The 22542-nt window shown below is 68.6% G+C and carries 17 protein-coding genes; 7 read left to right on the forward strand and 10 right to left on the reverse strand.

The window, feature by feature from the left end; all coding sequences use genetic code 11:
• Window positions 1–2: 2 nt before the first annotated feature.
• The 3 genes from AB0J95_RS05310 to AB0J95_RS05320 are packed head-to-tail and all read right to left on the reverse strand — an operon-like array spanning window position 3 to window position 3897.
• Window positions 3–800 carry an SDR family oxidoreductase gene (locus AB0J95_RS05310; RefSeq protein WP_364752577.1) on the reverse strand — a complete coding sequence of 266 codons (798 nt, stop codon included), beginning with the start codon at window positions 798–800 and terminating at the stop codon, window positions 3–5.
• A 10-nt stretch (window positions 801–810) separates the two neighbouring features.
• On the reverse strand, window positions 811–3219 hold the full coding sequence (locus tag AB0J95_RS05315; protein WP_364752580.1) for an AMP-binding protein: 2409 nt from the start codon (window positions 3217–3219) through the stop codon (window positions 811–813).
• A 12-nt stretch (window positions 3220–3231) separates the two neighbouring features.
• Window positions 3232–3897 (reverse strand): enoyl-CoA hydratase/isomerase family protein, encoded by a 666-nt coding sequence (locus AB0J95_RS05320; RefSeq protein ID WP_364752581.1) that lies wholly within the window; start codon window positions 3895–3897, stop codon window positions 3232–3234.
• A gap of 39 nt (window positions 3898–3936) precedes the next feature.
• On the opposite strand from AB0J95_RS05320, the gene AB0J95_RS05325 reads away from it, so the two are divergent.
• Genes AB0J95_RS05325 through AB0J95_RS05345 form a run of 5 tightly spaced genes read left to right on the forward strand, consistent with a single transcriptional unit; the run spans window position 3937 to window position 10442 of the window.
• The gene (locus tag AB0J95_RS05325) at window positions 3937–4770 is read left to right on the forward strand and encodes a xanthine dehydrogenase family protein subunit M (protein WP_364752584.1); all 834 of its coding nucleotides are present in this window, start codon (window positions 3937–3939) and stop codon (window positions 4768–4770) included.
• Entirely contained in the window at window positions 4767–7091 is a 2325-nt protein-coding gene (locus tag AB0J95_RS05330; RefSeq protein WP_364752587.1) for a xanthine dehydrogenase family protein molybdopterin-binding subunit, read from the forward strand. Before AB0J95_RS05325 ends, AB0J95_RS05330 begins: the two co-directional genes overlap by 4 nt.
• On the forward strand, window positions 7088–7567 hold the full coding sequence (locus AB0J95_RS05335; protein ID WP_364752589.1) for a (2Fe-2S)-binding protein: 480 nt from the start codon (window positions 7088–7090) through the stop codon (window positions 7565–7567). The genes AB0J95_RS05330 and AB0J95_RS05335 overlap by 4 nt, the downstream gene beginning before the upstream one ends.
• A complete protein-coding gene (locus tag AB0J95_RS05340; protein ID WP_364752592.1) occupies window positions 7564–9825 on the forward strand; it encodes a xanthine dehydrogenase family protein molybdopterin-binding subunit in 2262 nt (753 codons plus the stop codon). The genes AB0J95_RS05335 and AB0J95_RS05340 overlap by 4 nt, the downstream gene beginning before the upstream one ends.
• On the forward strand, window positions 9822–10442 hold the full coding sequence (locus AB0J95_RS05345; RefSeq protein WP_364752594.1) for a GntR family transcriptional regulator: 621 nt from the start codon (window positions 9822–9824) through the stop codon (window positions 10440–10442). Before AB0J95_RS05340 ends, AB0J95_RS05345 begins: the two co-directional genes overlap by 4 nt.
• A 404-nt stretch (window positions 10443–10846) precedes the next feature.
• Here the strand turns inward: AB0J95_RS05345 and AB0J95_RS05350 are convergent, their stop codons facing one another.
• Complete coding sequence (locus AB0J95_RS05350; protein ID WP_364752596.1) at window positions 10847–12208, reverse strand: MFS transporter; 1362 nt, start codon at window positions 12206–12208, stop codon at window positions 10847–10849.
• A gap of 174 nt (window positions 12209–12382) precedes the next feature.
• Here AB0J95_RS05350 and AB0J95_RS05355 point away from each other — a divergent pair, with 174 nt between their 5' ends.
• Entirely contained in the window at window positions 12383–13264 is an 882-nt protein-coding gene (locus AB0J95_RS05355; RefSeq protein ID WP_364752598.1) for an alpha/beta hydrolase, read from the forward strand.
• 1505 nt (window positions 13265–14769) lie between these two features.
• On the opposite strand, the gene AB0J95_RS05360 is transcribed toward AB0J95_RS05355, so the two are convergent.
• The 6 genes from AB0J95_RS05360 to AB0J95_RS05385 all read right to left on the reverse strand — a co-directional run bounded on the left by AB0J95_RS05360 (window position 14770) and on the right by AB0J95_RS05385 (window position 21723).
• On the reverse strand, window positions 14770–15783 hold the full coding sequence (locus AB0J95_RS05360; protein ID WP_364752601.1) for a cation diffusion facilitator family transporter: 1014 nt from the start codon (window positions 15781–15783) through the stop codon (window positions 14770–14772).
• On the reverse strand, window positions 15780–17153 hold the full coding sequence (locus AB0J95_RS05365; RefSeq protein ID WP_364752603.1) for an NAD(P)/FAD-dependent oxidoreductase: 1374 nt from the start codon (window positions 17151–17153) through the stop codon (window positions 15780–15782). The genes AB0J95_RS05360 and AB0J95_RS05365 overlap by 4 nt, the downstream gene beginning before the upstream one ends.
• A gap of 33 nt (window positions 17154–17186) precedes the next feature.
• Complete coding sequence (locus tag AB0J95_RS05370) at window positions 17187–18497, reverse strand: ankyrin repeat domain-containing protein (protein WP_364752605.1); 1311 nt, start codon at window positions 18495–18497, stop codon at window positions 17187–17189.
• A gap of 86 nt (window positions 18498–18583) precedes the next feature.
• Window positions 18584–19774, reverse strand: coding sequence for an MFS transporter (locus AB0J95_RS05375; protein ID WP_364752607.1), 1191 nt, complete (start codon window positions 19772–19774; stop codon window positions 18584–18586).
• 45 nt (window positions 19775–19819) lie between these two features.
• Window positions 19820–20542 (reverse strand): class I SAM-dependent methyltransferase, encoded by a 723-nt coding sequence (locus AB0J95_RS05380; protein WP_364752610.1) that lies wholly within the window; start codon window positions 20540–20542, stop codon window positions 19820–19822.
• Entirely contained in the window at window positions 20539–21723 is a 1185-nt protein-coding gene (locus AB0J95_RS05385) for an MFS transporter (RefSeq protein ID WP_364753498.1), read from the reverse strand. Before AB0J95_RS05385 ends, AB0J95_RS05380 begins: the two co-directional genes overlap by 4 nt.
• Before the next feature lie 123 nt (window positions 21724–21846).
• Between AB0J95_RS05385 and AB0J95_RS05390 the strand changes: the two genes are divergently transcribed.
• Window positions 21847–22512, forward strand: coding sequence for a TetR/AcrR family transcriptional regulator (locus tag AB0J95_RS05390; RefSeq protein WP_364752613.1), 666 nt, complete (start codon window positions 21847–21849; stop codon window positions 22510–22512).
• Window positions 22513–22542: the final 30 nt, after the last annotated feature.

Raw genomic sequence — 22542 nt, forward strand, 5'->3', positions numbered from 1 at the left:
TCCTAGAGATCCATCAACGCTTTGCGCTGCCCGCCGTCGACGGGGATGTGCGCGCCGTTGATGAAGCTAGCCCGTGGCGAGGCGAGGAACGCGACCAGCGCGGCGACCTCGTCGGGCTCGCAGATCCGGCCGAACGGGATGGAGCCGGTGGCCAGCTCGTGGGCGCGTTCCTGGGTGACCTTCTTGTCCCGCGCGAACGCTTTCTCCAGGGTGTCCCAGCGGTCGGTGTTCACCGGGCCGGGGTTGACGGTGTTGATCCGCACGCCGTAGCGGCCGTACTGCTCGGCGATGGACGAAGCGAAGTTGATGTCCGCGGCGTTGGCGACGCCCGCGGTGAGCTCCCAGTAGCTTGGTTTGAGGCCGTCGTTGCCCACGACCAGCACGATCGACCCGGAACCACGCTCACGCATGTGTGGGATGACGGCCCGCACCGACCGCACGTACCCCATGAACTTCAGGTTGAGGCTGGACAGCCACTGCTCCTCGGTCAGTTCCTCGAGCAGGCCGCCCGGGGAGCTGCCGGCGCAGGTGACCAGCATGTCGATCTTGCCGAACCGTTCGAGCGTGGCGGCCACACACCGCTCGACGTCCTCGGACCTGCTCATGTCCCCGGCCATCGGGACCACGGTCCGGCCGCTGGCGGCGGCGATCTCCTTCGCGGTGACCTCGAGCGAGTCGGCGGTCCGCGCGGTGATCACCACGTCCGCGCCCTCCGCGGCCAGGTGTTCGGCGACCGCGCGGCCGATTCCCTTGCTGGCCCCGGTCACGAAGGCGACCTTGTCCGTCAGCTGCAGGTCCATGGACCACTCCTCACTTGGGACGTGATATTTGGTATACCAAATCGCGTCGAGCCTCCGCTAGAGCCACCCCGGCGGGCGCCGACTCGATCATCGTGCCCACCATGCCCAGTACCGCCTCCTCATGTCGACCACCGATCACCTGGACCCCCACCGGAAGCCCGCCGGCCAGACCCGCCGGAACGGACAAAGCGGGATGGCCGGTCGCCGAGGCCAACGCGGTGAACCGGAAGTACTTCGCCGCCAGATCCGGAGTCCCGATGGGCGCGGCCAGGATCGGAACGGTCGGCAGCACGATGACGTCCACCTCGTCGAGCAACGCGTCCACCTCCGCGCGCGCCTGTTCGATCGGCTCGCGACCGACATCTTTCCGCCCTTGCGCCAGTTGGTCTTGCACCTCGGCGCTGAAGTTCTCCCGTTGCTCCCACCAGATCTCGGCGGCCTCGGCGAGCATCACGTCGTAGGTCACCGCCCGCACATCCGGCAGCTTCACCTCGACGGCCTCGAACGGCAGCGCGTCGATGACCTCCCCCAGAACGCGCTTCACCTCGTCACCGCAGTGACTCAGCGAGACGCCGATTCGCCTGATCTCGTGAACCGGTTTGGTCGTGCCGCCGAGCATTTCGTGCAGCTCCAGGCACTCCTGCGAGGTGCGCGCGATCGGCCCGATGGTGTCCAGCGACGGCGCCAACGGGAGCACGCCGTCCATCGGGATGACGCCGAACGTCGGCCGCAGCCCCGCGACCCCGCACAACGCCGCTGGTACGCGGATCGACCCGCCGGTGTCCGTGCCCAGCGCGTACTTCGCCGCGCCCACCGCGACCGCGACCGCCGAGCCGCCGCTCGACCCGCCTGCGTGCAGGTTTTCACCCCACGGGTTGACGCAGCCGGGGGTTGTCAGCGACAGCGCCAACTCCGGCATTCTGGTGCGCCCCACCGTGTGGCAGCCGGGGAGTTCCCGGTGGATGTTCTCCTTCACCGCCAGCGGAATGCCTTCGCCGGGCGGGAAAACCTCGGTGAACGCGCCGAGTTCCCGAGCGCGTTGCATGGGTGTGCGGAGCTGCTGACGTGCGATCTTGCCCATGTGGTTGCGGGGCAGGGAAGTCACCTCGACGATCTGCTTCGGGCACTTGTAGGGCGCCAGCCGGGTCCGGGCATGAGTGCTCAGATCGGCGGGTTCGCGCAGGACGACCCAAGCGGTGACCTGTTCGCCCCATTTCTCATCCGGCACTCCGGCCACCGCAGCTTCGACGACCGCGGGATGCTCCTCAAGGGCCAGCTCGACTTCGCGCGGGTAGACGTTCAGGCCGCCGGTGATGATGAGTTCCTTGCTGCGCCCCTTGATCACCAGGTGATCCTCGCGGATCTCGCCCAGGTCGCCGGTTCTGAACCAGCCGTCCTCGGTGAACGGGTTCTCGTCGTTCCGCCAGTACCCGGTGAACACCTGCGGTCCGCGGACCTGGATCTCGCCGTCGTGGATCCGCACATGCACGCCAGGCAACGGAATGCCGATCGTGTCACCGCGTGGCGCGTCCACCGGGTTCGACACGTTCAGCCCTGATTCCGTTGTGCCGTAACGGACAACCGGCATCTTCGGCAGCCGTTCCGCCAACGCGGCACTCAACGGCGCCGATCCGCAGACACACAACCGCAGGTTCTCGAACGCCTCCGGGTGGTCCGCGAGCCGTTCGTAGATGGTTGGCACGGCAAAGAGAATCGTCGACTCCCGCATCGAGGCGGTCAGCCTGCCGACGTCGAACTTCGAGAACAACCTCGCCGTCGACCCGGCCAGCAACGTGGCGTGCACTCCGCTTAGCCCATGCTGGTGAAACAGCGGCAACGAATGAGTGAGCACGTCGTCCGGCGACCACCGCCAAGCCGCCATCGCGGACCCGATGGACGTCAGTAGCTGCCGGTGCGTGAGCGGAACTCCCTTGGGCCGCCCAGTGGTCCCTGACGTGTAGGCGAGAACCGCGACGTCATCGGCCTCGCCCACCAGGTCATCAAAGTCCGGCCCCACCGGCTCGCTCATGTCGCGGACCACCAGAGCCGCCTCGGAGTCACGCACCAGATGGTCCAGCTCTGCCTCGGTGTAGGCCGGATTCGCCAGGACGACGACCGACCCCACCCGCAAAACCCCCAGGTAGCACCGCACGAAATCCAGGGACGACTCACCGCACAGCACTACCCGCTCCCCACGCCCAACTCGCTGCGCGAACCACCCCGCCGCCGCTCTAACCCCACCCTCCAGCTCCGCGAACCCAGCCCCGGCTCCGTCGACCGAGATCCCGCCCGGCCCGTCGGCCCGGTTCCGCAACAACCCCGAAACCGTCGCGTTCCCCAAGCCCCGCACGAACCCCGCGACATCCGCCACCCCGGGCAGGTGCCGCCGCCACGCCGCCTCACTCCACTCGACACTCATCCGGCCCCCTAGTCAGACTGCGCCGCTCCACGTCGACCGGTTGCCCATTCTCTCGTCGGCGAGGCGTTGCAGCAGGCCGTCCGCGGCCGAGATCGACTTGATCCGGGCGACCGCGTCCCGGTCCAAAGTGCCGATGTGGGTGACGAGCTGTTCCGCCGCGGCCCAGGGATCGTCGACCAACCCGGTGAATCCAAGGCGGTAGGCCTCCTCCGCGTCCAACCACCGCGACGAGATCAACAGGTCGAGCGCCGCGGACCGGCCGATCAGCGAGGGCAGGATCCAAGCCCCGACCGCGAGCCCGTGACCAGGCCCGACCCATCGGAACCGGGCCCCAGGACCCGAAATCCGGAGGTCAGCAGCGGCCGCCAGCTGTGCGCCGCCGCCCACGGCCGCCCCGGTGATCACAGCGATGACCGGGCCTGGACGGGTGATCATCCGCTCGTAGCATTGGTACAGCAGGTCGGACAGGCGAGTGCGTTCGTCGTCCGGAACGGTGAGGTCGGCGCCCGCGCAGAACACCGCCGGGTCGGCGCTGCCCAGGATCAGCGGCAGTGTCGGGGTCGAGTCGAGGGCCGAGAGCAGGGCTTTGACGGTGTGCTCGGTGAGGGCGTTGCGCCGGCTGGGGCGGTTCAGCTTGAGTCGGAGGCAGTCGTCTGATCGCTCGAGGACGAGACCCATGGTGAAATATGGTATACCAAGTTGGAGGGAAGGAGCCCCGTGAAGCCAGCGGCGTTCACCTACCACCGTGCCTACGACGTGAACGACACGACGGCGTTGCTGGGCGAGCTGGGTCCGGACGCCAAGATCCTGGCCGGCGGGCAGAGCCTCGTGGCCATGATGAACTTCCGGCTGGCCCGCCCGAGCGCACTTGTTGACATCACGCGCGTCCCGGGCCTCGACTACCTCCGCCGCGACGACCAGGGCCTGCACATCGGCGCCCTCACCACTCATCGCACGGTCGAACAGGCCAGGCTCGACGGGTTCGAGGTGCTGCCGAAGGCGGCCCGCTGGATCGGCCACTACCCCATCCGCTGCCGCGGCACGTTCGGCGGCAGCATCGCGCACGGCGACGCGACCTCCGAGTGGTGCATCCTGGCGGTCCTCCTCGACGCCGTGATCACCTTGCAAGGACCGGCTGGACAACGGCATATCCCGGCCAGGGACTTCTTCCACGGCTTCTTCATGACCGCGGCCGAACCGGACGAGATGATCACCGAGATCCGGTTCCCCAAGCCCGCCCCGCACGCGGCGCTGACCGAGTTCTCCCAGCGCAAGGGTGACTTCGCGATCGTCGCCGCGGCCGCTCGCCTGGACCTGGCCGAGAACGAGATCCTGACGGCGCGGATCGTCCTCGGCGGGGTCGCCGAGAAACCGTACGCAGTGGACATTGACCTCGGTGGTCAGCCCGCGACCGGGGAGACCTTCAAAGCAGCTGGCGAAACCGCTGCGGCACAGGTGCAACCGCCCTCCGACGGACACGGGAGCTCGGCCTACCGCAAGAAGCTCACCGCCACGCTGGTCGCTCGTGCGCTCGCCGAGGCCGCGGCATGAGCGACGCCACGCGCTGGGTCGGGGCCCGGGTCCCGCGCAAGGAAGACCGGCGGATGTTGTTGGGGCGCGGGCGTTTCGTCAGTGACATGGCCACCGCGCAGACCCTGCACGTCGCGTTTGTCCGCAGCCAGTACGCGTCGGCGACGATCCGCGGCATCGGCACCGAACGCGCCAAGAAGGTCGACGGCGTGCTGGAAGTGTTCACCAGCAACGACTTGGGCGACCCGCACCTGCAGGCCGTCCTGGAACGCGACGAGTTCAAGCCCACCAGGATGCCGATGCTGGCGCACGACCGCGTCCGGTTCGTCGGCGAGCCAATTGCCGTTGTCATCGCGGAGGACGCCTACGCGGCTGAAGATGGTGCTGAGGCTGTGGACGTCGACTACGACGTCGAGCCGGTCGTCACGAATCTCGACGACGCCCTCGCACCGCAGGCCCCGGAAGTCCACAGTGGAACGGGCAACTGCCTGGTCGACCTGGTGATGTTCGACGATCCGCGGCTCGCGGACATCTTCGCCAACGCCCACCTGACGCTCAACGAGGTGTTCAGGAGCGGCCGGGTGTCCGGCCTGCCCATGGAAGGCCGCGCGACGCTGGCCGAATGGGACGACCGCGACGGTCAGGTCGTCGTGCACACCTCGACCCAGGTCCCGCACCAGGTCCGCTCCGGAATCGCGCAGGCGCTGGACATCCCGGAGCGGATGGTCCGCGTGATCGCGCCGGACGTGGGCGGCGGGTTCGGCCAGAAGTGCGTGGTCAGCCGCGAGGAAGTGGTGCTGGCCAAGGCCGCGATGCTGGTGCGCCGCCCGCTGGTCTGGGTCGAGGACCGGCAGGAGAACCTGATCGGGTCGGTGCACGGCCACGAGCAGCAGTACGACGTCACGGCCGCGTTCGACGAGCACGGCAAGATCCTGGGTCTGGCCGCGGACGTCAAATGCGACATCGGCGCCTACTCGGTCTTCCCGTTCACCTGCGCGGTGGAACCCCTGATGGCCGCGACCGAGCTGCCCGGCATCTACAAGGTCCCGGCGTACCGGGCGCGTGGCCGCGGGGTGTCGACCAACAAGACCCCGACCGCCCCCTACCGGGGCGTCTCGCGCCCGCAGATCGTGCTGGTGATGGAACGCCTGATGGAGAAGGCGGCCGCGCGGCTGGGCATCGACCCGATCGACATCCGCCGCCGCAACATGATCCTGCCCGGCGAGTTCCCGTACACCGGCGTCAACAAGATCACCTACGACGAGGGCAGCTACCTCGAGTCGCTGGACCTGACCGAGAAGAAGATCACCGAGGCCGGCTGGTACGCCGAACGCGACCAGTTACGCGAACAAGGCCTCTACGCGGGCATCGGGTTCTCCTGTTTCTCCGAACGGACCGCCTACGGCACGCCGACGATGTCGCAACGCCGGATGCGGATGACTCCCGGTTACGACACCGCACACGTTCGGATGGACCCGTCCGGCGAGGTCATCGTGACCACCGGGACCTGCGGGCACGGCCAGGGCCACGAGACCACGTTCGCGCAGATCGTCGCCGACCAGCTGGGCGTGCATCCCGACCAGGTGCGGCTGCGGCAGGGCGACACGGACCTGACCTCGTACGGCTGGGGCACGTTCGGCAGCCGGTCGATCGTGATCGGCGGTGGCGCGGCGCGCAAAGCGGCCGGCACCGTAGCGGCCCAGTTGCGCAAGATCGCCGCGCACGTCCTCGAGGTCAGCGAGGACGACGTGGTGCTCGCCGACTCGAAGGCCGGGGTCCGGGGCGTGCCGGACGTCCAGGTGCCGATCGCCGAGCTGGCCCGGATCGTGCACTTCCAGGCTCACCAGCTGCCCGAGGACACGCGGTACGGCCTGGAGGCGCGGGAAACCGCGGACCCGCCGGGCACGTTCTCCAACGCCTGCCACGCCGTCTTCGTCACGATCGACCCGGACACCGGTGAGATCACGGCCCGCAGGTTCATGGTGGTCGAGGACTGCGGCGTGATCATCAACCCGCTGGTGGTGGACGGGCAGGTGCGCGGCGGGGTCGCCCAGGGCATCGCGTGCGCGCTGTACGAGAAGATCACCTTCGACCCCGAAGGACAGCCGACCACCACGACGCTGATGGACTACCTCGTGCCGACCGCCACCGAGATCTGCCCGATCGAGATCCACCACCTCGAGACGCCGTCGCAGTTCAGCGAGAACGGCTCCAAGGGCATGGGCGAGGGCGGCACCATCGGCGCGCCGGCCGCGGTGCTCAACGCGGTGAACGACGCACTGGCGCACAAGGGCATCCAGATCGACCACATCCCTGTCCGGCCGGAGGACGTGCTGACATGAAGGACATCCACCTGATCGCGCTGTCGGTCAACGGCAAGGAGCACGAGATCGTCGTGGAGTCGCGGCGAACTCTCGCCGATGTCCTGCGGCACGACCTCGGCTACACAGGCACGCACATCGGTTGCGAGCACGGAATCTGCGGTGCCTGCACGGTTCTGCTCGATGGCCAGCCGGTTCGAGCTTGTCTGATCTTCGGTGTGCAGGCCGATGGCTGTGAAGTCCGGACTGTCGAAGGGCTTGCCGACGGCGACCGGCTTTCCGACCTGCAGCAGGCGTTCAGCCGGTGCCACGGGTTGCAGTGCGGGTTCTGCACCCCCGGGTTCCTGATGTTGAGCGAGGCGTACCTGTCCGAACGGGACGGCGTGCCCGAAGAGTCCGAAGTGCGCGAGGTGATGGCCTCGAACCTGTGCCGGTGCACCGGGTACCAGGGGATCGTCGAGGCGGTCCGGCAGGTGGCCGAGGAACGCGCCGGATGATCGGCGAGCGCGCGCCACGCAAGGAGGACCCACGGCTGCTGCGCGGTCTTGGCCGGTTCGGCGACGACCAGGACAGAATCGGTCAGCTGTGGGCCCGCATCGTGCGTTCGCCGCTCGCCCACGGCGCCATCCGGTCGGTCGACACGACGAGAGCGTCCGAAGTAGACGGTGTCGTCCGGATTGTCACCGCCGCGGACCTGCCGCCCGGACTCCGGATCCCGGTGCGCCTGCTGGTCCAGAACATCAAGCTGGACGAGTACCTGCAGCCCGTGCTCGCCGCCGACACGGTCCGCTACGTCGGCGAGCCCGTCGCGGTTGTCCTGGCAGAGGATCCGTACACCGCCGAAGACGCCGCCGAGCTGGTGTCCATCGAGATCGACGAGCTCACGGCCGCTGTGGACAGTGCCGACGGAGAGGTCGCCGCCGCCTTCGAACTCGGCTACGGCGACGTCGACACCGCGTTCGCGGCCGCCGAACATGTTGTGGAGCTTGAGTTCGACGTGGGACGGCACAGTGCGGTCCCCATGGAACCTAGGGCACTATTGGCCGATGTGGACACCGCGACCGGCGCGCTGCAGATCTACGGCATGACAAAGGTGCCGGTGTTCAACCGTGACGTGCTGGCCGCGATGCTCGGAATGGACGAGACCCAGATCCGCGTGCACGCGATGGACGCCGGTGGCGGGTTCGGTGTGCGCGGCGAGTTCTACCCCGAGGACTTCCTCGTTCCGTGGCTGGCGCGAACGGAGAAACGGCCGGTCAAGTGGGTCGAGGACCGCGGTGAGCACCTCGTCGCGGTGAACCACTCCCGCCAGCAGAAGCACAGGATCGCGGCTGCGTTCGACGCCGACGGCATGCTGCTGGCGCTCAAAGACGACGTGCTGCACGACAACGGCGCCTACGCGCGCACGCACGGGATCATCGTTCCGGAACTGACGATCGCGATGCTGCCCGGCCCGTACCGCGTGCCCGCCTACCAAGGCCGGGTCGAAGTTGTTCTCACGAACAAAACTCCTTGTGGCACCTACCGCGCCCCTGGCCGGTTCGAGGGAACCGTGGTACGGGAGCAGCTGCTGGACGTGGCCGCCGACCGGATCGGCGTCGACCGCGTCGAGCTGCGCCGCCGCAACCTCGTCACGCGGTTCCCGCACACCCGTGAGATGAGCACGCTCGGCACCGATGTGGTGCTCGACTCCGGGGACTACGTGGAGTTGCTGGACAAGGCGATGGCCGAGGCCGAGCGGCTCGGGTACTTCTCCCTCGTCGAGTCCTTGCGCGCCTCCGGTCGTTGTGTGGGCGTGGGCGTGGCGATGTTCCTGGAGAAGAGCGGTCTCGGGCCGCAGGAGACCGCCGACGTGTCGGTCAGCGCGTCCGGCGGGGTGCAGATCTACTCAGGTGGAACCTCGCTGGGGCAAGGAATCGAGACCGTTCTCGCCCAGATTGCCGCTTCTGTACTGGATGTCGACCCGGCCGTGATCACGGTTGTGAACGGCGACACCACCCTGCAGCCGTTCGGCGCGGGCTCCTGGGCGTCACGATCCACAGTCGTCGGTGGCAGCGCTGTGCACCGGGCAACGCTCGCGGTGCGGGAACGCGCGATCCAGATGGCGTCCCGGATGCTGGAGGTGTCCGAGGACGACCTCGAGCTGCGCGGCGGCACGATCGGCGTCGTCGGCGCCCCCGGGACCAGCGTTTCGCTTGGACAGATCGCGCGGGCCTGCCGCCCCGGAAGTCCATGGCTCGGACCCGGCGAACCCGCTGGACTCGCAGCTCAGCGCCGGTTCGAGGTCGAGCACATGACCTACCCGTACGGCGTGCATGTCACGGTGGCCGAGATTGATCACGGGACTGGTCTAGTCCAGGTAATGCGTTATCTCGTAGCCTACGAGATCGGTCGGGCGATCAACCCGACCCTGGTGGAAGGTCAGCTGGTCGGTGGTGTCGCCCAAGGCGTCGGTGGTGCTCTGCTGGAGGAGTTCCGGTACGACGAGGCCGGACAACCACAGGCGGTGACGTTCATGGACTACCTTCTCCCGACCGCGGCGGAGCTGCCGAAGGTCGACATCCTCCTGGCGGAGGACGCGCCGGCCCCCGGCAACCCGTTGGGGGTCAAAGGGGCGGGGGAAGGCGGGCTCACCGCAGCAGGTGCCGCGATCGCGGGGGCGGTCCGGGACGCACTGGGCATAGCCGGATCAGTGGGCCGGCTGCCACTGACCGCCGAGCGAGTTCGCGGTCTGACAGAAGAGGGGACCAGATGACAGAGCCGACGCTCAACTACGTCAGCAAGACCGACATGGTGGTCGCGCTGATCCGGGAGCTGATCATCACCGGCGAGCTGCCGGCCGGCAAGCAGCTGCGGCAACGCGACCTCGCCGCCCGCTTCCACGTCAGCCAGACCCCCGTCCGCGAGGCCATGCGCCGGCTCGAGTCCGAGGGCCTCGTCGTCGGCGACGCCCACCGGGGGTTCACGGTCGTGGAAGCCGACTCCGGCTCGACCGAGGAGAACTACCGGATCCGCGCGGCCCTCGAAGCCCTCGGCGCCGAACTGGCGGCCCCCCGCATCGACGACGCGGGCATCGACAAGCTCACGGACCTCAACGAGCAGATGCGCAAACTCGCCGAAGAGGACAACTGCTACCCCGAACTCAACCGCGAGTTCCACTTCACCCTCTACGAGTACGCGCACAGCCCCCTGCTCGTGTCGATCATGAGGTTGCTCTGGCAGGCCCTGCGCGGCGGCCCCCGCGTCACCCGCACCCACGCGGAATCCGTGGCGGAGCACGCGGTGATCATCGAGGCCCTGCGCCAGAAAGACGCCGACGCGGCCGCCAAAGCCACCTACAACCACATCATGGGCACCACCCACCTCGACTGACTCCACCCCGAGTCCCGCCGCCACCACCCGGCCCGCCCTCCCCTGGCTGGCCGGTTTCGCTCATCCCACCCACTCGCCTTGACCAACTCACGCCGCGACCAGGGTCCCGGCAAAGTCGTTTTGCAGGGCGGGCACCGTCCTTGTTGATCATGCGAGGCTCGAATTCACATGATCGTGGGAGAGCCGTGCCCGTCGGCGACTGCCCCGACTATCCCGCTGGTCGAGTTCCCGCACGCCGCCCACGCGTTTCTCATCGAGCGCCCTACCCACTGCCACATCACCGGAACCCGCAGCGCCTACACCACCCTCGGCGTGACCAGCGTGCCCGGCCAGTACGCCCAGATCCACGCCTACGTCCGTGACCACTGGACCAGGCTTGATCGTGAGTTGTCCACAGGGTGGGGTCAGGGCGCGGTGGGCTGGGTGATGGGGTCGCGGAGTTCGTCGAGTTCACGGCCCTTGGTTTCCGGGGCGGCGACGGCCATCCACACCGCGGCGAGGGTGGCCAGGATGCCGATGATCAGGAACGTGACGGGCAGGCCGAAGTACGGCCACAGCAGCAAGCCGAAGATCAACGGGACGAACCCGGCGCCGATCCGGCTGATCGTTGACGACCAGCCGAAACCGCTGGCGCGCAACCTGGTTGGGTACAACTCGGAGACGTACGCGTACAGGGCGGGGATGGTCAGTTCGATGACGAACCCGAACACCCCGATCCACAGTTTCGCGGCCGAGGGGATGTCCAGTTGCAGCGCGAAAACCACCATGGCCAGCGCTGAGAGCGGTCCACTGAGGCCGATCACCCACTTACGGCCGATCGCGTCCACCAGCCACGCGGACACGACGACGCCGACGATCCCGACGGCGGTCATCAACGTGGTGACCATGAAGGCCGCGTAGTTGCCGTATCCCTGGGTCTTCAGAATCGTTGGCAGCCAAGTCAAAGCGCCGTAGTAGAGCAGGAACACGGTGAGGAACAAGGCCCACGAGACCGACGTGATCCGCGCGCTGTACCGCCACAGGTCCTTGAGCTGCGAGACCATGGTGGCCGCGGACAGGCGTGGCATTCGTTCGGGTGGTGGAAGTTCCCATGGCTCAACGGTCGCACCTGTTCGCGCCACGAGTTTGTCAATGACCGCACGGGCTTCAGCGTCCCGGCCGCGCCGCACGAGGTACATCGGCGACTCCGGCACGGACAGCCGTACCCAGAACAACAGCAGCGCGGGCAACACCATCACGACGAGCATCGCGCGCCAGTTCGGTTGCAGCGCAGTGGAAACGACGCCACAGAGGGTCGCGCCGACCGGCCACCAGATGTCCATCGCGGTGAGCACGCGCCCGCGCACCTTCGCCGGCGTGAACTCGCCGACCAGCGCGTAGTCCACCGGGATGCAGCCACCAAGACCCAGCCCGGCCAGGAACCGGAACACGCAGAAGGTGACGATGTCCGGTGCGAGCGCCCCGGCGACCGAGAACACCGAGAACATCAGCAAAGTCGCGCTGAACGCACGTTTGCGGCCGATGCTGTCGGCGATCCCGCCCCACACGAAGGCGCCGACCGCCATGCCGATCAGGTTGGCCGTGCCCACCCACGCGCCCTGCGTCTTGGTGAGGTCCCATTCGTCGGACACCAACGGGATCAGGAACCCGTTCAGCGTGACGTCCCACGCGTCGAACATGAACCCCAGCCCGCCGACCAGGAAGATCATCCCCTGCGCGCGCCATTTCCACGGAAGTTCCTGCACAACCCGATCAGCTGTGTTCATGGGCCTCGCTCCGTATTCATGGGCAGGGCTTGATCGCCTGTGTTCGTTCGTCGCCGTCGCTGGGACGATGGTGGGCGCGACCGAGCCGGTTGTCTCTGTAGCTGTGTCGTGGCGCCTGCGCTGTCGAGGTGTCTGGTATATCATTTGGTATACCAACCTGCAATGGGAGGTTTCGTGCCGAAGATCGAGACGGACGACGGCGTTCAGCTGTATGTCGAGGAGACCGGGACGGGGTTCCCGATCCTGTTCGTGCACGAGTTCGCGGGTGACCACCGCAGCTGGGAACCGCAGGTGCGCCACTTCTCCCGCACTCACCGCTGCATCACCTACTCCGCCCGCGGCTATCCCCCGTCCGACGTCCCCACCGACCCCGGCGCGTACTCCCAGCAACGCGCGGTGGCCGACGCGATCGCGGTTCTCGACGCTCTGTCCGTGCCCAAGGCGCACGTCGTCGGCCTGTCGATGGGCGGCTTCACGGCCCTGCACCTGGTTCTGCGCCACCCATCCCGGCTCGCATCGGCCGTTGTCGCAGGTGCTGGCTATGGCGCACAACCCGAACGTCAGGACGCGTTCCGCGAGGAGTGTCACGCGACAGCGGACGCGTTCGAGACCGAAGGCGCCGCCGAGGTCGCCAAGCGCTACTCGGTCGGCCCCGCCCGCGTCCAGTTCCAGAACAAGAACCCGCATGGCTGGGCCGAATTCGCCCAAGCCCTCGCCGAACACTCCAACCTGGGCTCAGCCCTCACCATGCGCGGCGTCCAAGCCAGCCGCCCCTCCCTCTATGCCCTCACAGACGAACTGAAGGCCGTCACCACCCCGGTCCTCATCGTCGTCGGCGACGAGGACGAAGGCTGCCTCGAACCCGACCTCATGCTCAAACGCACAATCCCCACCGCTGGCCTGGCAATCCTCCCCCAAACCGGCCACACCGCCAACCTGGAAGAACCCGCCCTCTTCAACTCCACCATCGACGCGTTCTTGACGTCCGTTGACCGAAACGCCTGGCGCACACGGGATCCGCGCTCTCTCTCCACTTCGACCACCGGCATGAAGTAGACGGTGTACGTCCTTTTCGGACAGCACTGGGTTTGCCGATGTGTTGGGATCTCGCGGCTTGCGGAAGCTCGACAGGTCAAGGAGCGTGGCTGGATTTCCTGTCCGGCGGCACGGGGTGAGCGGCCCGATGGAGTGAAGTGGGTGGGCGCGCAGGATGTTGCCTGTGGGCGAGGCGGGCGGCGTGACGGTGGGTGAGCGCGCGGGGCGATGCGCTTGGGGTGTGGTGGGTTCGTGGGGTGTTGCCTGTGGGGCAATGCTGGTGCGGTGTGAGTGGTGCGCTGGATAGCCAGAGGCTTGCCTGCGGGTCAAGCCGAGGGGCTGGTTGGGTGGGTGCGGTTAGAGGTAGGCCTGTGGCGTGGTGCTCGCGGGCAGGACGGGGATGAGGGTCAGTGGAAGGCCAGGGGCGACCGTTGGATGTGGTCGGGTGAGGACAGGCAGGCATGCAGTGTTGTGGCGGAGATGGGCCCGCAGGCTTGCCCATAGTGCAAGACCGCCGAGTAGGCGGGCGCGCGAGGCCTTGCCCACGGGACAAGGCTGTGGGGCACAACTGGGTGGGCGCGGGCGGTGCCTGCAGGGCAAGGCCGTTGGGGTGAGTGGTCACGCGGTCTTGCCTGTGGGACAAGACAGGCGAAGTGGGGATGGGGGAACGGGCAGTGCCAGGCGCTCGGAGCACGGTGGATGCGCGGGGGTGTTGCCCGTGGGGCAAGGCGAGTGGGGTGGATGAGCGGGTTTGCGTGTGGGTAAGGCGAGTGGCGTGATGGGCGAGTTTGCGTGTGGGTAAGGCGAGTGGCGTGATGGGGCGAGTTTGCCTGTGGGCACGGCAAGTGGGGTGACGGGACGGTTTGTCTGCGGGGCAAGACAGCGGAGTGAGGATCGGTGAGCGGGCGGGGCGATGCGGTTGGGATGCGGCGGTGCGAGTGGTGTTGCCGTGGGGCGAGATGGCGGGGTGAGACTGGGTGAGTGAGCGGGGCCGCGCTTGGGGCACAGCCGGTGCGCGGGTGTTGTTCGTGGGACAACGCGAGTGAGGTGAGGGTAGGTGAGGGCGCAGGGCGATGTACTTGGAGTGGTGGTGCGGGAGGGTGTTGCGCGTGCGGCAAGGCGGGCAGGGTGAGGGTGGGATAACCGGGCAGGGCCGCGCCCTTGGGGATGCGGTGGGTGCGCGAGGTGTTGTCCGTGGGGCAAGGCGAGTGGGGGTGAGAGTGAGCGGGCGGGGCGATGCGCTTGGGGTGTGGGGGTGCGTGGGGTGTTGCCTGGGGGACAAGACAGGCGGGGTGAGGGGGCGGGTTTGTCTGCCGGGTAAGGCGAGTGGCTGTGGGCGAGGCGGGCGGAGGGCCTGGGGTGGGCGCGCACGGGATGGGCGGGATGGGCGCTGCGAGATGGGCTGGGTGCGGGGTGCGGGGTGGGGAGTGGGCGCGTGGGGATGGCCGTGTGGAGGTGACCGCGTGGGGACGGGCGCGTGGGGACGGGCGCGTGGGGGTGGGCGTGTGCGTGGGGGTGGTGGTGGGTTAGGGGGTGGGGTCGGTGTTGAAGTGGTGGACTATGCGTTCGCCGTAGCGGTTGAGGACTTTGGCGCGGAGGTCGGGGTCGGTGCGGGGGACGGGTTCGAGGAAGATCTCGTTGAGCTCGTGGAACTCGGCGCGCAGTTCGTTGTCGATGCGGACGCAGGCGCGCTCGAGGTCGGCGGCGCCGAGGCTGTCGTTGAAGTCGAGGCGGGCACACAGCAGGACGCTGTCGGTGCCGGTGGTCATGGTGAGCAGGTCCACGACGGCCTCGACCTCGGGGGCTTGGCGCAGGCGTTGGCCGATGGCTCTCACCAGGATGGGGTCGGCTTGGCGGCCGATCAGCAGCCCTCTGTTCGTGGCGCCCAGGGTGTAGGCAACCCCGCACAGCAGCAGGCCGATCAGCACGGACGCGATGCCGTCGAACAGGGACGACCCGGTGAGCTGGTGCAGCAGGATGCCGACGAACGCGATCAGCAGACCGATCAGGGCGGCGGTGTCCTCGAACAACACGGTCTTCGACGTCGGATCGTCGCTCTGCCGCAGGAACGCCAGGATCCCGCGGTTGTCCGCCTTGGCCTCGGCGCGGGTCTGCCGCACCGCCTGCGTCCACGACACCGACTCCAGCGCGAACGCCAGCCCCAGCACGATGTAGGCGACGACCGGGTTCTCCTGCTCGGCCGGCTCGCCGAAGATCGCCGAGAACCCCTCGTAGAACGAGAACACCGCGCCCGAGGTGAAGATCGACACCGCGGCCAGCAGCGACCAGAAGTACCGCTCCTTGCCGTACCCGAACGGGTGCGCGCGATCCGCTGGGCGGTCGGACCGGCGCAACGCGGTCAGCAGGAACAACTCCGTGAAGGTGTCCGCCGCCGAGTGCGCCGCCTCCGACAACATCGCGGCCGAGCCGGTGATCAGCCCGGCGATCAGCTTCATCACGCCGATCGCCAGGTTGACCAGGAGGGCGAGAACGACCGTGAGGGTGCTCTCGCCGCCCCCGTTCTGCTTCTCTGCTGTCATTGCTCCAGATCCGCCAAAGCTGAGCCGATGGCCCGGTGGAACGTCGGGTACGTCAGGATCATCGTCCGCAACGTGGCGGTCGGCACCTCACCGTGCACCGCCACCAGCAGCGCGCTGAGGATCTCGCCACCGGCCGGACCGGCCACGGTCGCGCCGACCAGGACACCGCGGTCGGCGTCCTCGACGACCTTGATGAACCCGTCGTTGCCCGGCCCGTGCACGAACCCGCGCGAGGACGCGGACAACAAGGTGAACCCGGTCCGCACGTTGAGGCCCTGAGCCCGGGCGGCCGCCTCGGTCAGGCCGACCCCGCCGATCTCCGGGTCGGTGAACGTGGCGTGCGGAACCGCGTGGTACCGCGCGGGCGGCCCGTCCTCGCCGAGGATGTCCCGGCCGGCGATCTCCGACTGGTACATGGACATGTGCGTGAACGCGCCCTTGCCGGTGATGTCGCCGATCACCCACACGCCGTCGGTGGCACGCATCCGCTCGTCGACCTCGATCACCCGGCCGTCGTCCGGCAACCCGACCGCTTTCACGCCCAGAGCCGCGAAGTCGGTCTTGCGCCCGGTGGCGACCAGGACCTGTGCCGCGGTCAGCGTTTCGTCGCCAACAACGACCTCGAAGCTGGTGCCGTCGTGGCTCGCGCTGGAGATCCGCGCCCCGGTCATCACCCGCAGGCCCTCACGGGTGAGCACGTCCTTGAGCAGGTCGCCCGCCTCCGGCTCGTCGTTGGGCAGCAACCGCTCGTTGCGCTGCACCAGCGTGACCTGCGCGCCGAACCGGGCGAAGATCTGCGCGAACTCGCAGCCGACCGGGCCGCCGCCGAGCACGATCAGCGACTCCGGCACCGAGGTCGCCGCCACCGCCTCCCGGTTGGTCCACAGTGGAGTGTCGGCCAGGCCGTCGACCGGCGGCACCGCCGGGTCCGAGCCGGGGTTGAGCACGATGCCGCGCCGGGTGCGGAACACCTTGTCACCGTCCTTAGTGGACACGGTGACCTCGTGCCGCCCGGTGATCCGGCCCCAGCCGCGCTCGATCCGGGCACCTGCCGCGACCAGCCGGTCGACCGCGGCCTGGTCGTTCCAGTTCGCGGTGATCTCGTCGCGCACCCGTTTGGCCACGATCGACCACTCCGGATGCACCTGGACCGTGCCGGCGAGCTGGTTCGCCCGCCGCGCCTCGGCCAGCGAGTCGGCGGCACGGACCATCGCCTTCGTCGGGATGCACGCGTAGTACGGGCACTCGCCGCCGACGAGCCGCGCGTCCACCCCCACCACGGACAGGCCGCCGCGGGCCAGCTGACCGGTCAGCGCCTCCCCACCCGGGCCCAACCCGATGACGACGACGTCCACGTCCTCCGCTGGCATCAGCCACACCTCCAAGTCATTGGCCACACCTCATCACGAACGAGGCCCAGCCGCACCATCGAGCAGGTTAATGACTGCCGCCCACCCAGCGACCGGCTCATCATTGCCACGATGTTCACTACCCACCTCGGCCCATTGCCGTGGCGTCGAGCCGTACCGCGTGTCGACGACGTCCAGGTCCGCACCCCGCGCGAGCAGCAGCGAGACCAGCTCCGGCTGCCCCGAATAGGCCGCCACGTGCAGCGCGGTCGCCCCGTCCGACGGCCGCACGGCATTGACCGGGAACCCCATGTCCAGCATCAGCTCGATCGGCTCGACCCGCTCGTACTCGGCCGCGAACACGATCATGCCCTCGTCGTGCGGCTCCAACGGCACTCGTAACCGTTCGGCCGCCGCCCGGTCGGCCCGTGCGCAGGCACCGACGAACCGGTCGGCATCCGTCGAGTCGTCCGTGGCGCCATGCCGCAGCAGCACCTCGACCAGGTCCAGGCGACCGAGCCGGACCGCCAGCCGGATCGGCGTGAACGGGTGGCAGTCCTGGAAATCCGGATCCGCACCCGCGGAAAGCAACGTTTCGAGCGTGGCGGGCGTGCATTCCCGTCGAATCGCATGCTGCAGCACGCCGCCGGCCATCGCCGCGCTCGGCGTCCCGCCCGCCTCGAGCAGTAACCGCAGGCCCTCGACGTCGCCGGTGTCGAGCATCGACCCGATCGCGTTGCTGCCGTCGACCCGGGCCCCATGCGCGAGCAACAGCCTCAGGCAGCGGTGGTCGGGCGCGTGGTACGCCGAGTGGTACAGCGACTCCCCGTCGTTCGGGTCGGCGCCCCGCTGCAGCAGCAGTTCCGTCATCGCCGGGTTGTTCGCGATCCCCGAGGCGCCGTACAGGGCCTCACCCGAGTTCGGGTCCGCGCCCTCGTCCAGCAGGAACCGGGCCACATCCAGCATTCCGGGCGCCCGGTCCGGGTCGATCCGGTGCCAGTGCGAGTGCGTGACGACGCGCAGCAGGTCGTCGAGGGCGGACGGGCCGGCTGCCCGGACGTACTCGATGTCGCCCAGGACAGCGGCGGTCCTGACGTCGAAGTGGGCCACGCCAGGGTCTTCGGCGAGCAGCCGCGCGGCTCGCCCGGTCCGGCCGGTCATGCTGGCCTCGACCAGCGCGGCGGCGCGGGCGGCGCGGTCCATCAGGGCCGACTCGACGGCGGCCTTGAGCTTGGGCCAGCTGGCGAACCCGTGCTCGCGGGCGATCCGCAGCTGGGCGGCGGCCAGCGGGATGCCTTCGGCGCGGCGTAGCTCCTTGGCCTGACGGCGGAGCTGGTCCAGGTCGGGACGCGGGGGCAATGACATGTCATCTCCTCGTGCTCGCCCACCTTGGTCCGCGTGGTGGAGGGCGTGCGAAGAAATGACACACCGGTGTTGGCTCGGAGGTGGACTCAGTCCTGCCCGCGGACCCGGGCGCGCCCTCCGGGGCGCACGTCTTCGACAGTAGCACCCACGGGCGACAAGATCGCTCCGGCCAGTGGCATCACCGCGCAGACCAGCAGCGCCGTCCAGTAGTTCGTGCTCACGATGATCCAGCCGAAGAAGGGCGGCACGACCAGGGCGACCACGTTCTGACCGGTGTTGTGCAACCCCAGCGCGCGACCCGCCCAGAACGGCCCCGCCAACTCCGCCGTGGCGGTGAATCCGAGCCCGTTGTCGGCCACCGACACGATCAACGCGGCCACCAGAGCGACCACCGCGAGCCACGAGTCGATCAGGTCGCCGAACGCCCACAGCACCATCGCGATCGTGGCCAGCACGGCGATCCGCTGCATCGGCCGCAGCCTGCTGCCGACCCGGTCGGACCAGACGCCGACGGCGATCCGCCCGGCCGCGCCGGCGACCTGCACGACCGCGATCAGCTGACCGGCCGCGACGGGCTGCCAATGTCGTTGCGCGACCAGATAAGTCAACGCGTACGTGGAGGCGACCATCTGCGGGCCGCCGAGCAGCGCGCCGACCGCGTGCACCTTCCACAGCACCGGCGTGCGATACGGCGAACTGGTCTCCGCGGTGGTTCGCTCCGGGCGCGGCGGGTCGATCACGATGATCGCCACCAGCAGCGCCGAGAGCAGGCACAACCCGGCGGGCAGCAGCAACGCGGCCCGGAACCCGAAGTGGTGCCCCAGCGGCGGCAGGCTGATCGCGGCCAGGCCGACGCCGAGTGGCTGTGCGGTCTGCCGGATGCCCATGGCCAGGCCGCGTTCGCGTTCGGTGAACCACCCCATCACCACACGCCCGCTGGCCGCGTTCACCGAGGCAGCGCCCGCCCCGGCGAGGGCGAGCGCGACCCCGAGCCAGACCAGTCCGTCCACAAAGGACGCCACAGTCAGCAGCGCCCCGGCGGCGGTCATCCCGGTGACGATCACGATCCGCTCGCCGAACCGGTCCGCGGCCGCGCCCCACGCGATCAAGGTCCCCAGCAGCCCCAGTACCGGCGTGGCGATGATCGTCGCGGCCCCGGTCAGCGAAATATGCTCGGCCGACTGGATCTCCGGGATCAGGAACCCGAGGCCGTACAGGAACGTGCACGTCATCGCCTGTGCCGTGATCCCGGTCCCGAGGATGAACCAGCGCCTCATGGATCGTTAGTGTAAGCAACTATCCCGTCATGCGGGAGTGCTTTCCTATATCTTGAGAGCGCGGAGCTGCATGAACATCGGCATCCGGCGCCACCGGTCCCAAGCCGCCGCGGGCGCGTCGTCCACCGGCAGCGGCTCCCGGATCGTCTCGATCAGCAGCTCCGCGTCCTCCAACGCCTTGGCGTAGGTGGTGATCGACCGGTGCCAGCCGCTGAAGTGCATGGTCAGCCCGCCCCGCTCGGCCACCCCCGAGAACGCGGCGGTGGGCAGGTAGGCGCCGGTGATGACCAGCGGCGCGTCGGCGTCCCGCACGTCGAACCCGATCGAGTCGGTCACCGGGTGGACGATGGTGATGCACAACCGCCCGGTCCGCGGCGTGAGCACCCGCGCGAACTCCCGCAGCGCGCCGTCCAGATCGTCGATGTCCATCAAGTTGTTGTAGGACACCAGAAGCTGCACGCTGTCGGACTCGAACGGCAGGTCGGCCGCCTCCGCATGGACGTACGTGCCCTCCGGATGCGCGTCCTTGGCGGCCTGCAGCAACGTTGGCGCGGGCTCGACCCCGGTCACGTCGTAGCCTCGTTCGGCCAGGTCACGGGATAACCGGCCTTCACCACAGCCGACGTCGACGGTGAGTCCACCGGGCTTGGGCAGGATCTCGAAGAACCGTTCGCGGTAGTACCAGTAGGCGTCGAAACCGGGCGTCCGGGCCCACTCGATCCAGTTGGCGGCTTGGGATTCCCAGTGCTGCTTGTCGGTTGTAGTCACTTAGCCGAGACTACGGCCGGTGTCACCTGGTTTTCGGTGCGTACTCCGGGGTGCACGAACGCGAAAACCGCCAGGCCCGCCAACACAATCGCGCCCAGCAGGTAGGGAATCACCGGCGTGATCCCGTAGAGCCCGTTGCCCAGCAACGGACCGAGCACGAACGTCAACGCGGAGGTGGCGCTGACCAGGCCGGCGACCGCGCCCTGTTCCTCGCGGGCGGCCAGCAGGGTCGGCGCGGCCATCACCCCGGGCATGCCGAACCCCATGCCGGTACCGAGGACGGCGACCCCGAGCCCGAGCAGAAACCCGCTCGACGCAACGGTTACCACGACCATGCCCACCGTCATGATGACCAAGCCGACCCGGATGAGGCGCATCGGCGCCCACCTCAGCCGCGGCACCGCCAAAGCCTGAACCAGGACGACCATCCCCGCGCCGGCCAGCATCACCAGCCCGGTCGCCTGCCCGGTCTCCTGCGGGCTCAGCCGCAACCGGTCCTGCAGCAGGAAACCGACCGTCATGAACACGATGGCCAGCGCCAGGTACATGCCGAACCCGGTGGTCAGGAACGGCCACATACGACGGTCGAACGGGCTGACCCTGACCATCACGGGCCGTTCCCGGTGCACCGCCGGTGCAGGCAGGCCACGCCAGACGAGCAGCGCGATCACGCCCAGAATCGCCGGCGCGATGTACATCGGCGTCAGCAGACCCGAGAAACTCAGCAGCCCACCCAAAGCGGGACCGACGGCGAGCCCGAGTCCTTGTGCCGCACCGATCATGGACATGCCGCGCACTCGTTCGGCCGCACCGGTGGTCATGTCGGCCACATAGGACTGTGCGGTCACCGGTGTCGCGGCCCACGCGAGGCCGAACACCAGGCCACGGCTGAGCAGGACCAACCCGAACAGCAGTGGCACGGCGAGTGCGCCGGTCAACCCGATCTGGGCGATGACCGCGAACGCCAGCAGGCCCACCAGCGCACCCGCCAACGAGATCAGCAGCACCGGCCGGTGTCCCCACGACACGCTCCGGCGGCCCCAGAACGAGCTGGCCAGCACGACGCCGGACGCGCCGACCGCCATCACGAGCCCGAGCGCCAGCTCGCTGAAGCCCAGCTCACGGGCCAGCGGCGCGAGGACCGGGTTGACCATCTGCTGCCCGGTCATCAGGCCGAACACGGACAAACAAACCAGTAAGACGGATCGCCGGGTGTCCATCGATGCCCCCAGGGGTAGTTTTCGAACGCGTTCCGAAATTAGCATCGCGAGGGTGCGCCTGTCGAGGCGGGAAAGATGGAGGCCATGCCCCGACCCGTCACGAACAGCCGTCCCGGCCGCCCGGCCGTGACCTCCCGCGAGCAGATCCTCACGGCGGCTCGGCTGCTGGTCGAACGGGACGGTGTGCAGAAACTGAGCCTTCGCCGGCTCGCCGCCGAGCTGGATGTCGGCGTGACGACCCTCTACCACCACGTGCGGGACAAGGAAGACCTGCTGATCCAGCTGCTGGGGCACTACGCCGAACAGATCGAGCGGCCCGAACTGCCGAGCACGCCAAGAGACCGGATCCTCGCCGCCGCAACGACCATGCACGACTCACTAGCGGCGATGCCTTGGGCCGTCGAGGTTCTGACCGCCGACGACCTGCTCGGCGAGTCGGCGTTGTGGATGGTCGAAGGCATTGTCGGCGGCGCAGTCGATGCCGGTTGCAGTCCCGAACAGGCGGTCGTCCTCTACCGCGGCATTTGGTACTACACGGTCGGTGAGCTGCTGGTCCGGGCGCACTCCGCCCGGCGCCGTGAAGACGAACGCCCGGTGTACCGCGACAACGTCTTCAGCGGCCTCGACGCGTCCCGTCTGCCGCATCTGGCCGCCATCGGCGACCGCTGGGCGGAACTGACCGCCAAAGACACCTATGTCGAAGGATTGCGGGCGTTCGTCGACGGATCGCTGGCAGACCGGTCGCGCTGAGTCGAGGGGGCGCCTCAGCGCGACCGGCCG

Source organism: Actinocrispum sp. NPDC049592 (genome assembly GCF_040675465.1).
In the GTDB taxonomy this organism is placed as follows: domain Bacteria; phylum Actinomycetota; class Actinomycetes; order Mycobacteriales; family Pseudonocardiaceae; genus Kibdelosporangium.

What these genes read in the sequence shown, in the direction of transcription:
- AB0J95_RS05310 (WP_364752577.1), bottom strand. Translation starts at nt 800, where the DNA reads ATGGACCTGCAGCTGACGGACAAGGTCGCCTTCGTGACCGGGGCCAGC.
- AB0J95_RS05315 (WP_364752580.1), bottom strand. Translation starts at nt 3,219, where the DNA reads ATGAGTGTCGAGTGGAGTGAGGCGGCGTGGCGGCGGCACCTGCCCGGG.
- AB0J95_RS05320 (WP_364752581.1), bottom strand. Translation starts at nt 3,897, where the DNA reads ATGGGTCTCGTCCTCGAGCGATCAGACGACTGCCTCCGACTCAAGCTG.
- AB0J95_RS05330 (WP_364752587.1), top strand. Translation starts at nt 4,767, where the DNA reads ATGAGCGACGCCACGCGCTGGGTCGGGGCCCGGGTCCCGCGCAAGGAA.
- AB0J95_RS05335 (WP_364752589.1), top strand. Translation starts at nt 7,088, where the DNA reads ATGAAGGACATCCACCTGATCGCGCTGTCGGTCAACGGCAAGGAGCAC.
- AB0J95_RS05340 (WP_364752592.1), top strand. Translation starts at nt 7,564, where the DNA reads ATGATCGGCGAGCGCGCGCCACGCAAGGAGGACCCACGGCTGCTGCGC.
- AB0J95_RS05345 (WP_364752594.1), top strand. Translation starts at nt 9,822, where the DNA reads ATGACAGAGCCGACGCTCAACTACGTCAGCAAGACCGACATGGTGGTC.
- AB0J95_RS05350 (WP_364752596.1), bottom strand. Translation starts at nt 12,208, where the DNA reads ATGAACACAGCTGATCGGGTTGTGCAGGAACTTCCGTGGAAATGGCGC.
- AB0J95_RS05360 (WP_364752601.1), bottom strand. Translation starts at nt 15,783, where the DNA reads ATGACAGCAGAGAAGCAGAACGGGGGCGGCGAGAGCACCCTCACGGTC.
- AB0J95_RS05365 (WP_364752603.1), bottom strand. Translation starts at nt 17,153, where the DNA reads ATGCCAGCGGAGGACGTGGACGTCGTCGTCATCGGGTTGGGCCCGGGT.
- AB0J95_RS05370 (WP_364752605.1), bottom strand. Translation starts at nt 18,497, where the DNA reads ATGTCATTGCCCCCGCGTCCCGACCTGGACCAGCTCCGCCGTCAGGCC.
- AB0J95_RS05375 (WP_364752607.1), bottom strand. Translation starts at nt 19,774, where the DNA reads ATGAGGCGCTGGTTCATCCTCGGGACCGGGATCACGGCACAGGCGATG.
- AB0J95_RS05390 (WP_364752613.1), top strand. Translation starts at nt 21,847, where the DNA reads ATGCCCCGACCCGTCACGAACAGCCGTCCCGGCCGCCCGGCCGTGACC.